The sequence below is a fragment of the Bacillus sp. AF62 genome (assembly GCF_050312695.1).
In the GTDB taxonomy this organism is placed as follows: Bacteria; Bacillota; Bacilli; order Bacillales; family Bacillaceae_G; genus Bacillus_A; species Bacillus_A cereus.
Map to the genome: position 1 here is coordinate 50,102 of NZ_JBNPJZ010000122.1, position 13,301 is coordinate 63,402.

Here is a 13,301-nt window from a genome sequence, read left to right on the forward strand (position 1 = left end):
TTCAAAATCAATAAAATTTAGAGTAGAAGGAGCAAGAGCAAATTATTATGAATAAACAAATAGGATTCATCGGATGTGGAAACATGGGTATTGCTATGATAGGTGGGATGATTAAAAAAAATATAGTTTCTCCGGATCAAATAATTTGTTCAGATTTAAACGTCATTAATTTAAAAAATGCTAGTAATGAATATGGCATAACTATAACTACTAACAATAATGAAGTCGCTAACAGTGCTGATATTTTAATTTTATCAATCAAACCAGATTTATACTCATCGGTAATTAACCAAATAAAAGATCAAATAAAAAATGATGTAATCGTTGTAACTATTGCTGCAGGAAAAAGTATTAAGAGCACTGAGAATGAATTTGGTAGAAAGTTAAAGGTTGTTAGAGTAATGCCTAATACACCGGCACTTGTTGGAGAAGGAATGTCTGCGTTATGTTTTAATGAAATGGTTACAGAAAAAGATATAAAAGAGGTACTTAACATATTTAATATTTTCGGCCAGACGGAGGTCGTAAATGAAAAACTAATGGATGTTGTTACATCTATTAGTGGTTCTTCTCCAGCATATGTGTATATGTTTATAGAAGCCATGGCAGATGCTGCTGTACTTGGCGGTATGCCGAGAAAACAAGCTTATAAATTTGCGGCTCAGGCTGTATTAGGTTCTGCAAAAATGGTATTGGAAACAGGAATACATCCAGGTGAATTGAAGGATATGGTTTGTTCTCCAGGTGGAACGACGATAGAAGCTGTAGTAACGCTAGAAGAAAAAGGTTTAAGAACAGCTATCATTTCAGCTATGAAACGTTGTACGCAAAAATCTATGGAAATGTCTAGTTTAACTAGTAAGTGAGAAGCGAATTTATATAATATTTCAAATCTATTTAATGTAAAAGAAATATTATGAGGCTAGTTAATAACTAAGTAAATTTATATACAACACTAAAGAGAAAAACAAACCTTATTTTAAAGGGGATACAGAAAATATGAGTAATTTACTAAAAAAGAAATCCGTTACACAATTGCTAGAGCATAATCAAAGCAAGACTTTAACGAAAACATTAGGAGCATTTGATTTAATTATGTTAGGGATAGGCTCAATAGTTGGAACGGGTGTTCTTGTATTAACTGGATTAGTAGCAGCAAGAGATGCTGGTCCAGCAGTTATTTTTTCATTTGTACTTGCAGCAATTATATGTGGATTTATAGCATTATGTTACGCAGAAATTGCTTCCACACTCCCGGCATCTGGTAGTGTATATACGTACTCATATGCAACAATTGGTGAGTTTGTTGCTCATCTAGTAGGTTGGTCATTGCTGTTAATATATATCGTGGCAACAGCGGCTGTCGCTGCTGGATGGACAGGCTATTTTCACAATTTAATAAAGGGGTTTGGATTAGAGATACCTAAAGCTCTAGTAACGATTCCTTCGCATGGTGGTATTGTGAATCTACCAGCAGTAATCATTACATTGATATTAGCATGGATGTTATCCCGTGGTACGAGGGAAAGCAAACGAATCAATAATATAATGGTATTGATTAAAATTGGAATGATTTTGTTGTTTATTACGGTTGGTATATTCTATGTAAAACCAATGAACTGGATACCAATTGCACCATACGGTTTAAGTGGAGTTTTTACGGGTGGAGCAGCTATTTTATTCGCTTTTACGGGTTTTGATATATTAGCAACTTCAGCAGAAGAAGTAAAAGATCCGAAACGTAATCTTCCGATTGGTATTATTGCATCATTAATCATATGTACAATTATTTATGTTATGGTATGCCTTGTTATGACAGGAATGGTTTCCTATAAAGAATTAAATGTTCCTGAGGCAATGGCGTATGTAATGGAAGTTGTAGGACAAGGAAAAGTCGCTGGTGCAATTGCTGCAGGTGCTGTAATTGGCCTTATGGCTGTTATTTTTTCCAATATGTATGCGGCAACACGAGTATTCTTTGCAATGAGTCGTGATGGATTGTTACCGAAATCATTTGCGAAAGTTAATAAGAAAACTGGAGCACCCACTTTTATAACTGGATTGGCAGGAATAGGGAGCTCTATAATAGCTGGGTTTATTGATTTGAAAGAATTAGTTAATTTAGTTAATATCGGTAGTTTGGTGACGTTTGCGTTAGTTTGTCTATCAGTTATTATCCTTCGTAAATCACACCCAAATTTAAAACGTGGATTTATGGTACCTTTTGTACCTGTATTACCATGCGTTGCAATTGTATGCTGTGTGTTTTTAATGCTAAATTTACCGTTAAGGACATGGAGGTACTTTAGTATTTGGATTACTATTGGGGTAGTAGTATATTTCCTTTATTCGATAAAACACAGTAATTTAAATGAGGAAACGATCTCGAAATTACATGATAAAATTGCGAGATAATAATGATCGAAAATTTTATTAATAATCATATTGATAGTTGAGTAACATAGAAACAGTTTTTTGACATTTAGCAAGAGATAAAATAAGAGATGCTAGGGCAGCTAAGTACTTTTTTAGAAACCTTGCTTGTTTTTTACGATTTAAAACTGCTAAGGAGAGAGAAGTATGAGTGAATTGCATTTTATGAGTATAGAAGAATTGGATAATAAATTGAAAAAATCTGACAGTGGTATTTATTTCATTAAAGACTATAATGACAATATTATTTATGTAGGCAAGGCTTTTAGTATAAAAAGTAGAGTATTAGCTCATTTTAATAGTTATTCCAATATTGAGGAATATGTACATTTATTTAATAAAGTAGCGTATCTCATTGAAGATAGTTTGTTAAAACGCTCATTGTTACAAGTTACTTATATGATTAAATATAAACCAGTATTAAACAAAGAAGTACAAAAAGAATTCCCAGAGTTGTATACTCAATACATTAAGCAGACAAATAAAAAATCTATGTTGTTAGAAATTGATGAAGCTAAAGAAAAAAGGGATGAGTTAAAGAATAAATTAGTAAAATTAGTGGGTGGAAAAACTATGTTTTATGACATAATTTCTCTGTTAAACAATGGATATAACTATCATGTCCTCGCAAAAGTATTGAGCATAGAACTTCAAACTTTAATTATAATAAAAGAACACCGAAATAAATTCCCGATACCACATAATTATAAGAGGACAATAAAACATCAAGATATAATGTATGCTTTATCTGGAAAAAAGAATTTAAGTACTTAAAGGTTAAACACTTAACTTTAAAATAGTAAATTCGTTGCTTTTGTAGCTTTTATTGTTATATTGAAATGCAATGTACATTTGTGTTTCAAATTTAATTGGTGGAATAAGGGGAGGGAAAGGGTTCCTATAAAAATACTGGAATAAATTAGGTCACTCATGCGAAAGTAATACAAATGAAATTCTTATTTCTGCTACTACAAGTACTATTGAGCAAATGAAGTATGAAAGTGCTTTTGAACTAGGGGTCACACTGGGACCTGATACATCACATCATCTGCAAATGGTTCGGATCGTTGGAGAGATTACAAAACGCTTAGTTTGAATGGCTGAAAAACAGTTAACAGGTCAATACAGACTACACTAAGAAAATAATCCGTATATATACGGATTATTTTTCCTTTAATTTACAAAAAAATAAATTTCTAAATTGAAAAAACCTCTCAGATTCCTTTGTAATAATCTTTTTTAGTTGTGCTAATGACATAGGTATCGAAAGGTGATAAATTCGATACGAACGATGTATAAGCCTTTAAAAGGTTTTTGGTGTTATTTATAATTTTAATTCCATAATACTTAAGCCGATATAATAAAATGTTTTATGTCTAAATCGATATAAAGGAATAGTTTTTAAGTGATATTTCTTTTTTATAGAATAAGCAAAACCTGATATTGTAGTAATTATTGTTTTGAGGTCAATTTACTGTGCACCTTGGTTATTGAAGTTTTTTGTTGATTAACAACTATTGTATTTGGAAATTAATAATAAGTTTATCTCGCTGTTTGCTGGGCAGTAAGATCCCCACCTCAAAATTCAGCGGAAGCAAAGAAGTTAGGTGGGGGATCAACTGTCCGTAAAAGCCCGATTGGTGTGGGCTAATAATCAGTGGGGATGAACAAAACCCCCACTGATTAAAGTTTCACTTTATGTGATGCGGTAATAAAACTATCTAATTTGCTATTTTTAGTATTTGTAAAGTCTATATATTTTCCTCTTTTGTGGAAAGTAAAACTAATGTTGCGACCAGTAATATAGTGTCATTTTTTTGAATATTCCATTCGTTTTTTTATGTTTAGTTGAGTACTTGAATTTCCTCCACCTTGTACTTTTCAAAGCATAGTGCTTCAAAAATAACCGTATCGCTTTCATCTGTTTCCAATTTCACAACTTCTTTATTATCTTTTTTTAAAATTTGGAGCAAAATAGTTTTTCAGTTTCATATTTAAATTAGCAGTATTTATTTTTTTGAATTCAATTTGTATAAGTGATTGAATTGGAACTTTGACTGTTGTTTCTTGCGGTGGTACAGTATCTCCTGTTACTTTCGCTGTATTTTAAATCTTTTTCCAGCTTGGTCCTCGCATTGACTACCACTGTATTTTGTAGTACTTCACTGTTTTCTCAAGTTCAATAATTATACCTTGTAGAATTAAGAAAAGAACTTAACTTATTTCATTTACTTATCTACTCTGATGTTTAGATGCTAACTACAATTAAATAATATATGATTTTTATAAAAAAGATATAGTAATATTTTGTTGTGAATTGTACTAATTTGATATTTTATAGTATTATTTGTCGTGAATTATATCTAACAGAATATATTTTATGGATCTATAAAGGAGAATGTAATGAATACTTCTATCGATATACAACACTTGTGTGATCTTGCACATAAAGCATTTAATGCCCCTGTACATATTTTATCTGCAGACAGAAAAATTTTATATCATTCTACATCTGATAATGTTTGTAGTCCTTTTTATTCTTCAAAAGAAGAACATCTTAGTGATATTTATCAAGAAAACGATCCCTTTAACTTGCCACTTTTTCGAAGTAACAACTATCTTGAAAATTTTGTTCTAATTCATATAGAAAATCATGATGATATTAAAGGGACTATTATAATCGGTCCTACTATACATCCAAAAGATTCAGATGATATGATCATAAAATTTCAGAAAGAATTTAAATCAAATGATAACATTCAAGAAAGACTTGCCTATTATCAGTGTTTATCTGAGATTAAAAAAACTACATTAATTGATATGGGAATTTTATTACATTACATGATTTTCAATGAAAAGTTAGATGTAGATATTGTCTTGGAAAAAAATAAAGTACTAGAGGAAATTCCTAATAAAAATGTGAAACCTGATTTATATATTTTAAAACGCCGACAAAACAAACCTAAAACGCACAATATGGCATTAGTAAATGATTTCTTTTCGACTATTAAAGAAGGCAATAAAAAAAAGTTAATACAGTATATGTATGCGGTTTCGCAAGAAGATGTTGAACTTATGCTAATAGAGGATCCGCTCAGGAATCAAAAAAACCTTGGAATTATTGCGATTACCTTAGCCACTCGATATGCAATAGAAGGAAACCTGCCACCAGATATTGCTTTTGCTCATAGTATTTTATATATACAAACCCTGGAACAATTAGATAATGTAGAATCTGTAAAGCGATTGTCAGGGGATGCTTTACGTACTTTTGCAGATCGTGTGAAAGAATACAATGCAAAAAAATATTCTTACGCGGTTACTACATGTATAAAACATATTAATAAAAATGTTTACGATGGAATATCTCTGAATGAACTTGCTAATCATTTAGAAATTACGCCTACTTATCTGTCTAAACTATTTAAAAAAGAAATGGGAATTACTTTAAGCGAATATATTCAAAGGGAACGAGTGGAAGAAGCAAAAAAATTATTAACACTCACTACTTATTCGTTATCAGATATCTGTGCGTGGCTTAACTTTAATGACCAAAGTTATTTTATAAGAGTTTTCAAAAAAATCACTAGCATGACTCCCAGGCAGTACCGTGAAAAATATACAGTAATATAAGCTTGTTATCTGCTGTCTCCAATGTAAAGACTTAAACATGGGTATAAGTATCCCAAAAAATGAAAATTCACTAACCATTATTTTGCTAAAGGAAACAAAAAGATAGAAGGCTGCAATGTGCTCCAAGGAAACTTTGTAGCTTTTTTGTCATTTAAAACCTACGTTTATAACGAAGATAAGTTTATAGACTAATATCTTCATATTAGATATTTATTAATAATGATATTAGGATGTTTTGTAAAAAGATCAACAATATAACATATATTACTAAATATATCTACATTTTATGCAATTATACATAACTAAATAAAGGTAAAAAAGTATAAAAAGACCTATTATATTATTCTATAAGTATTTTTTCTAAAATAAAATTTCTTGGTTGAGCGAAAATAGTTATTTTTAACCGTATACACATTAATTTGTAATCATTACAATTACAGAAATGAAATTTACGAATAACTATATTTATATAATTTTTTCGGGGCATATTTTTATTTAACAGTAAATTATCGAGCTTAATCGACAAAATTTTTCTATTTACGCATTAAAAATTTAATGTTTTAATGAACAACATAACTGGTATGACCAGACAGAAAGGAGAAGGTTACGCTAATAGGAATTATAGTGAAGTTGTAAGTAACATTATGTCGTTAATAATATTCTAAATAGCAAATTTATTCACAAGAGGTCAAGAATCAAATTTGTAATAAACGTGTTCTAAGTTTCTGCATAACAAAAGTGAAGTTATTCCGCAATAAAAGTATAAGCGATGTACAGTATAATTTTATCTTTTGTAGTCTAGTATGGAGTTTGCTGATAAAACTAAGAGTAATATTATTAAATTCAAATTAAACAATGTTATAACAAGATTAACTGTAAGCATTGGTTTATTGATTCTCGCGGTTCTGTAAGTTAAACCGCAATTCTAGGGAAGAATTACACATTTACTATTCATAGGGTGCTTGATTCAAATATAGTTAATAAATTTTTGTTATTTATATTTGAAAAAATAGAGTATCGAAGTGAGAGGTAAGTAAAATCCTTACATTCTATTAGAAGTAAAAAATAACGATATTATCCTATCTGAAAGATTTCTCCTTCTTAATCAGTTTACAAAGAGAGAGGTCATACAAGTTATATGAATTAAGTTATAAAAACAATGGTAAAGGAGTGTACGGAATGAAAACTAAAATAATTACAGGATTATTAGTCACATCCATTGTAACTGGAGCAAATATTCCTATCAATACTCTTGCAACACCAATCGTTCAAGCGGAAACTCAACAGGAAGGCATGGATATTTCCTCTTCATTACGAAAATTAGGTGCGCAATCTAAATTAATCCAAACGTATATTGATCAATCTTTAATGAGTCCTAATGTACAGTTAGAGGAAGTCACAGCTTTAAATACAAATCAATTCCTAATCAAACAGGATATGAAGGAATGGTCATCGGAACTCTATCCACAGTTAATTCTATTAAATTCAAAAAGTAAAGGATTTGTAACAAAATTTAATAGCTATTACCCGACATTAAAATCGTTTGTAGACAATAAAGAAGATAGAGAAGGGTTTTCGGATAGACTTGAAGTACTTCAAGAAATGGCTATGACGAATCAAGAAAATACGCAACGGCAAATCAATGAATTAACAGATCTTAAATTACAGCTTGATAAAAAATTAAAAGATTTTGATACCAATGTGGCAACTGCTCAAGGCATACTAAGTACAGATGGAACAGGAAAAATAGACCAGTTAAAAAATGAAATATTAAATACCAAAAAAGCAATTCAAAATGATTTACAGCAAATTGCCTTAATACCAGGGGCTTTAAATGAACAGGGATTTGCTATATTCAAAGAAGTTTATAGTCTTTCAAAAGAAATTATTGAACCAGCTGCTCAAGCAGGGGTGGCAGCGTATAACAAAGGAAAAGAAATTAACAACTCTATTCTAGAAGCAGAGAAAAAAGCAGTGCAAGAAGCAACAGAGCAAGGTAAAACTGCTCTAGAGATTGAATCAGCAAAAAAAGCAGCTCGTGAAGCAATTGAGAAAAGCAAACAAGGTGAAATAGCAGCCGCAGCCGCAGCAAAAACACAAGAGTATGACCTGATGAAGGTCATTGATACCGAAAAGATTAAGAAAACATTTGGCGTTTTTGCTGAAGTAAATAAATTAACAGCAGAACAGCGAGCATATTTAGATGATTTAGAGAAACAAAATCAAAAAATATATGATTTAACAACGAAACTATCAATAGCTGATTTACAAAAATCAATGCTTCTTCTTACACAAAATGATTTGCATACGTTTGCAAATCAAGTAGATGTAGAACTTGATCTACTAAAGCGCTATAAAGAAGATTTAAATCTAATAAAAAATAGCATTACAAAATTATCTACTAATGTTGATACAACTAGCGAGCAGTCTCAAAAAGATACATTAAGACAATTAAAAAATGTAATAAGTTACCTTGAAGAACAAGTATATAAATTTTAATATTTCGTTTTTTCGGAATTCATAAAGATTATAAGCATTTAGCGAAAGAAGGAGAATATTGATGAAAAAATTTCCATTCAAAGTACTAACTTTAGCTACATTAGCAACTGTTATAACTGCTACTACCGGTAACACTATTCATGCATTTGCACAAGAAACGACCGCTCAAGAACAAAAAGTAGGCAATTATGCATTAGGCCCCGAAGGACTGAAGAAAGCATTAGCTGAAACAGGGTCTCATATTCTAGTAATGGATTTATACGCAAAAACAATGATTAAGCAACCAAATGTAAATTTATCTAATATTGATTTAGGCTCAGAGGGGGGAGAGTTGCTCAAAAATATTCACCTTAATCAAGAGCTGTCACGAATCAATGCGAATTACTGGTTAGATACAGCGAAGCCACAGATTCAAAAAACTGCTCGTAATATTGTAAATTACGATGATCAATTTCAAAATTATTACGACACATTAGTAGAAACTGTACAAAAGAAAGATAAGGCAGGTCTAAAAGAGGGTATAAATGATTTAATTACTACAATCAATACAAATTCAAAAGAAGTTACAGATGTGATTAAGATGCTACAAGACTTCAAAGGAAAACTATATCAAAATTCTACAGATTTTAAAAATAATGTTGGTGGTCCAGATGGGAAAGGTGGATTAACTGCAATATTAGCAGGTCAACAGGCAACGATTCCACAACTTCAAGCTGAAATTGAGCAACTTCGTTCTACTCAGAAAAAACATTTTGATGATGTATTAGCATGGTCAATTGGTGGTGGATTGGGAGCAGCTATTTTAGTTATTGCAGCTATTGGAGGAGCGGTAGTTATTGTTGTAACTGGCGGTACAGCAACACCGGCTGTTGTTGGTGGACTCTCGGCTCTTGGCGCAGCTGGTATCGGTCTAGGAACTGCGGCTGGTGTCACAGCATCTAAGCATATGGACTCCTATAATGAAATTTCTAACAAAATCGGAGAATTAAGTATGAAAGCAGATCGTGCTAATCAAGCAGTTCTTTCGCTTACTAACGCGAAAGAAACATTGGCATATTTATATCAGACTGTAGATCAAGCGATATTGTCTCTAACAAATATTCAAAAGCAATGGAATACAATGGGGGCAAATTATACAGATTTACTGGATAATATCGATTCTATGCAAGACCACAAATTCTCTTTAATACCAGATGATTTAAAAGCCGCTAAAGAAAGTTGGAATGATATTCATAAAGATGCAGAATTCATTTCAAAAGATATTGCTTTTAAACAGGAGTAGAACTGAAATTTAAAACCTAAATTGGAGGAAAATGAAATGATAAAAAAAATCCCTTATAAATTACTAGCTGTATCGACGCTATTAACTATTACAACTGCTAATGTAGTTTCACCAGTAACAACTTTTGCAAGTGAAATTGAACAAACGAACAATGGAGATACGGCTCTTTCTGCAAATGAAGCGAGAATGAAAGAGACTTTGCAAAAGGCTGGATTATTTGCAAAATCTATGAATGCCTATTCTTATATGTTAATTAAGAATCCTGATGTGAATTTTGAGGGAATTACCATTAATGGATATGTAGATTTACCTGGTAGAATCGTACAAGATCAAAAGAATGCAAGGGCACATGCTGTTACTTGGGATACGAAAGTAAAAAAACAGCTTTTAGATACATTGAATGGTATTGTTGAATACGATACAACATTTGACAATTATTATGAAACAATGGTAGAAGCGATTAATACAGGGGATGGAGAAACTTTAAAAGAAGGGATTACAGATTTGCGAGGTGAAATTCAACAAAATCAAAAGTATGCACAACAACTAATAGAAGAATTAACTAAATTAAGAGACTCTATTGGACATGATGTTAGAGCTTTTGGAGGTAATAAAGAGCTCTTGCAGTCAATTTTAAAAAATCAAGGTGCAGATGTTGATGCCGATCAAAAGCGTCTAGAAGAAGTATTAGGATCAGTAAACTATTATAAACAATTAGAATCTGATGGGTTTAATGTAATGAAGGGTGCTATTTTGGGTCTACCAATAATTGGCGGTATTATAGTGGGAGTAGCAAGGGAGAATTTAGGTAAGTTAGAGCCTTTATTAGCAGAATTACGTCAGACCGTGGATTATAAAGTAACCTTAAATCGTGTAGTTGGAGTTGCTTACAGTAATATTAATGAAATGCACAAGGCGCTTGATGATGCTATTAACGCTCTTACTTATATGTCCACGCAGTGGCATGATTTAGATTCTCAATATTCGGGCGTTCTAGGGCATATTGAGAATGCAGCTCAAAAAGCCGATCAAAATAAATTTAAATTCTTAAAACCTAATTTAAATGCAGCGAAAGACAGTTGGAAAACATTACGAACAGATGCTGTTACATTAAAAGAAGGAATAAAGGAATTAAAAGTGGAAACTGTTACTCCACAAAAATAGGGAAATATTAATTCTGCGTAAAGTGAACTAAAACATAGAAAGTCTATGATTACACTGTTAAACAGAAAAGTAATAATTAATAAATCCTTATATAACAGAAAGGCGGAGTCTCATTAAAGACTTCGCCTTTCAATTATATATAAGTATGATTCGAATAAAAAATAACCTTGTAGTTTAATTGCTTTTTTAAAATTTGCAACAGAATCGGTTAATTTGAAGCAGATTATATACATTTTCTTTAATACTTAATGATTTGAAGGCTGCTAAAGAAAGTTCAAACGATACTGATAAAAGATGTAGAACTCATTTTGAAAGACATCGCTTTTTAATAAGATTAGAACTTGAAACCATACCTTATATAGGAGGAATACGAAATGATGAAAAAAATCCCTAATAAACTACTCGCTGTATCAGCGTTTTTAACTATAACAACTACTTATGCAGTCATACCACTAGAAACTTTTGCGATTGAAATTGAACAAACGAACAATGAAAATATATCTCTTTCAGCAAATGAAGAACAGATGAAAAAAGCTTTGCAAGATGCTGGTTTATTTGCAAAAGCTATGAATGAATATTCTTATTTGCTAATTCATAATCCAGATGTGAGTTTTGAAGGAATAACTATTAATGGAAATGCAGATTTACCTAGTAAAATTGTACAAGATCAAAAGAATGCAAGAGCACATGCTGTTACATGGAATACACAAGTAAAAAAACAGCTTTTAGATACATTGACAGGCATTATAGAATACGATACAAAATTTGAAAATTATTATGAAACATTAGTAGAGGCGATCAATACTGGAAATGGAGATACTTTAAAAAAAGGAATTACAGATTTACAGGGAGGAATTCAACAAAATCAAAAGTCTGCAAAAGCATTAATAGAAGAATTAATTCAATTAAAAAATGCTATTGGAGAAGATGTTAGAACATTTGGAAGTCATAAAGAGACATTGCAATCGATTTTAAAAAACCAAGGTGCTGATGTGGAGGCTGACCAAAAGCGTCTAGAGGACCTTTTAGGACAAGTAAAATATCAGAAAGACATAGAATCTAAGGGATTAGACATGGTGAAAATCCCCTTTATTCCAACCTTGATTGCTGGTGGCATCATGATAGGTGATGCAAGAGGTAAGTTAGGTTGGCTAGAACCTGAATTAGCAAAATTGCGTCAGACTGTAGATTATAAAATAACATTGAATCGTGTAGTTGGAGTTGCATTTCATAATATTAGTGATATGCATAGTATGCTTGATAGTGCTATCACTGCTCTTACTTATATGTCTACGCAATGGGAGGATTTAGATTCTCAATATTCGGGTGTACTGGGACATATTGATAAAGCAGATCAAAAAGCTGATCAAAATAAATATAAATTCTTAACCCCTAGCTTGAATGCAGCGAAAAACAGTTGGAAAACATTAAAAACAGATGTTGTCACTTTGCAAGAAGGGATAAAAATTGCAGAGAAAAAAGAACAGGATTTTTTGAAGCAGCTTCGTCCAGCAAACGTTTTCTACTTTTATAAAAAAATTCATAACGCATACACTTTTGAAATAAAGACTGGAACAAATGCACCAAATGCGTCTTATAAAGTTATGAATTTAACTAAAAACACTGTTCATAATATGTGGAGTGGAGGGGCTAATACTAACATGTGGGCTGATTGGCTTTCATTCAATCCAAATGATGAATTTGCGGTAGTAGCAGTAGTGGATGGTAAAGAATATGTTGTGTATAAAGACAAAGTACAAAATATAATGAACTGAATCTGAAAGTAACGAAGTAATTGGAGCTGGAGAATAAACTAGACACCAAGTTAATCGAAAAATCTCCTTATATCCTAGAATATTTTGCTCAAGAAAAAGAATTTGTTCAGCGAAAAAGTAAATATTGAACCAAGGAGTTAGTTGTATTATGTGTATGGTTTTACCGAAAGGTTTCAAGTACATTACCCATACAATTATGTAGTTATCTTGAAGCATCTACAGGTGTTCTTATCGACCTTGAAGAACTACTTAGCTTCCTAAGTGGAGTGATTTTATGCAAAATTAAGTGAACGTTTTTGTACATAGATTAGTTGACATTCATATAGATTTTTTCCATTTTCAAAGATAGTTTTGTTTTTTATGTTATTTTTCAAAAATTACTGCTGAAATTTCTATATTCATGACTCAGCATATAATCATTGTTTGATGAAATGACATACCACGTCCCTTAGAGTTTCATACGTATTACGATAACTTAAAGAAAAAAGATAATAGTAGTCAACGGTTACTATTAT

Annotated in this window: 10 protein-coding genes and 1 pseudogene; 10 read left to right on the forward strand and 1 reads right to left on the reverse strand. The window is 31.4% G+C overall.

All coding sequences use genetic code 11. The annotated features are described in order from the left end of the window. Positions 1-47 precede the first annotated feature (47 nt). The 4 genes from proC to ACQRBL_RS28915 all read left to right on the forward strand — a co-directional run bounded on the left by proC (position 48) and on the right by ACQRBL_RS28915 (position 3,529). The gene (gene proC / locus ACQRBL_RS28900) at positions 48-866 is read left to right on the forward strand and encodes a pyrroline-5-carboxylate reductase (RefSeq protein WP_001041296.1); all 819 of its coding nucleotides are present in this window, start codon (positions 48-50) and stop codon (positions 864-866) included. Between the two features lie 133 nt (positions 867-999). Continuing rightward, positions 1,000-2,415 (forward strand): amino acid permease, encoded by a 1,416-nt coding sequence (locus ACQRBL_RS28905; protein WP_411996069.1) that lies wholly within the window; start codon positions 1,000-1,002, stop codon positions 2,413-2,415. Positions 2,416-2,580: 165 nt separating this feature from the next. After that, positions 2,581-3,207 (forward strand): excinuclease ABC subunit C, encoded by a 627-nt coding sequence (locus ACQRBL_RS28910; protein ID WP_001292161.1) that lies wholly within the window; start codon positions 2,581-2,583, stop codon positions 3,205-3,207. A gap of 178 nt (positions 3,208-3,385) precedes the next feature. Continuing rightward, positions 3,386-3,529 (forward strand): small, acid-soluble spore protein, alpha/beta type, encoded by a 144-nt coding sequence (locus ACQRBL_RS28915; protein ID WP_071729993.1) that lies wholly within the window; start codon positions 3,386-3,388, stop codon positions 3,527-3,529. A 748-nt stretch (positions 3,530-4,277) separates the two neighbouring features. Here the strand turns inward: ACQRBL_RS28915 and ACQRBL_RS28920 are convergent. Next, positions 4,278-4,406, reverse strand: coding sequence for a hypothetical protein (locus ACQRBL_RS28920; protein ID WP_003270913.1), 129 nt, complete (start codon positions 4,404-4,406; stop codon positions 4,278-4,280). Between the two features lie 430 nt (positions 4,407-4,836). Between ACQRBL_RS28920 and ACQRBL_RS28925 the strand changes: the two genes are divergently transcribed. The 6 genes and pseudogenes from ACQRBL_RS28925 to ACQRBL_RS28950 form a co-directional block, all read left to right on the forward strand. Beyond that, positions 4,837-6,066 carry a helix-turn-helix domain-containing protein gene (locus ACQRBL_RS28925; protein WP_023521964.1) on the forward strand — a complete coding sequence of 410 codons (1,230 nt, stop codon included), beginning with the start codon at positions 4,837-4,839 and terminating at the stop codon, positions 6,064-6,066. A 1,179-nt stretch (positions 6,067-7,245) separates the two neighbouring features. Continuing rightward, a complete protein-coding gene (gene hblC / locus ACQRBL_RS28930) occupies positions 7,246-8,565 on the forward strand; it encodes a hemolytic enterotoxin HBL lytic component L2 (protein WP_078993245.1) in 1,320 nt (439 codons plus the stop codon). 61 nt (positions 8,566-8,626) lie between these two features. Next, positions 8,627-9,847, forward strand: a complete 1,221-nt coding sequence (gene hblD / locus ACQRBL_RS28935) for a hemolytic enterotoxin HBL lytic component L1 (protein ID WP_023521966.1) — start codon at positions 8,627-8,629, stop codon at positions 9,845-9,847. A gap of 36 nt (positions 9,848-9,883) precedes the next feature. Beyond that, a complete protein-coding gene (hblB, locus tag ACQRBL_RS28940) occupies positions 9,884-11,011 on the forward strand; it encodes a hemolytic enterotoxin HBL binding subunit HblB (protein WP_000591971.1) in 1,128 nt (375 codons plus the stop codon). A 374-nt stretch (positions 11,012-11,385) separates the two neighbouring features. Further along, positions 11,386-12,786 carry a hemolytic enterotoxin HBL binding subunit HblA gene (gene hblA / locus ACQRBL_RS28945; protein WP_065483642.1) on the forward strand — a complete coding sequence of 467 codons (1,401 nt, stop codon included), beginning with the start codon at positions 11,386-11,388 and terminating at the stop codon, positions 12,784-12,786. Positions 12,787-12,806: 20 nt separating this feature from the next. Then, a pseudogene (locus ACQRBL_RS28950) lies at positions 12,807-13,034 on the forward strand (hypothetical protein); the annotation flags it as partial. Positions 13,035-13,301 lie beyond the last annotated feature (267 nt).

Bases quoted from the DNA above. Each gene is read 5' to 3' on its own strand.
- proC (WP_001041296.1), top strand. From the start codon at position 48: ATGAATAAACAAATAGGATTCATCGGATGTGGAAACATGGGTATTGCT.
- ACQRBL_RS28905 (WP_411996069.1), top strand. From the start codon at position 1,000: ATGAGTAATTTACTAAAAAAGAAATCCGTTACACAATTGCTAGAGCAT.
- ACQRBL_RS28910 (WP_001292161.1), top strand. From the start codon at position 2,581: ATGAGTGAATTGCATTTTATGAGTATAGAAGAATTGGATAATAAATTG.
- ACQRBL_RS28925 (WP_023521964.1), top strand. From the start codon at position 4,837: ATGAATACTTCTATCGATATACAACACTTGTGTGATCTTGCACATAAA.
- hblC (WP_078993245.1), top strand. From the start codon at position 7,246: ATGAAAACTAAAATAATTACAGGATTATTAGTCACATCCATTGTAACT.
- hblD (WP_023521966.1), top strand. From the start codon at position 8,627: ATGAAAAAATTTCCATTCAAAGTACTAACTTTAGCTACATTAGCAACT.
- hblB (WP_000591971.1), top strand. From the start codon at position 9,884: ATGATAAAAAAAATCCCTTATAAATTACTAGCTGTATCGACGCTATTA.
- hblA (WP_065483642.1), top strand. From the start codon at position 11,386: ATGATGAAAAAAATCCCTAATAAACTACTCGCTGTATCAGCGTTTTTA.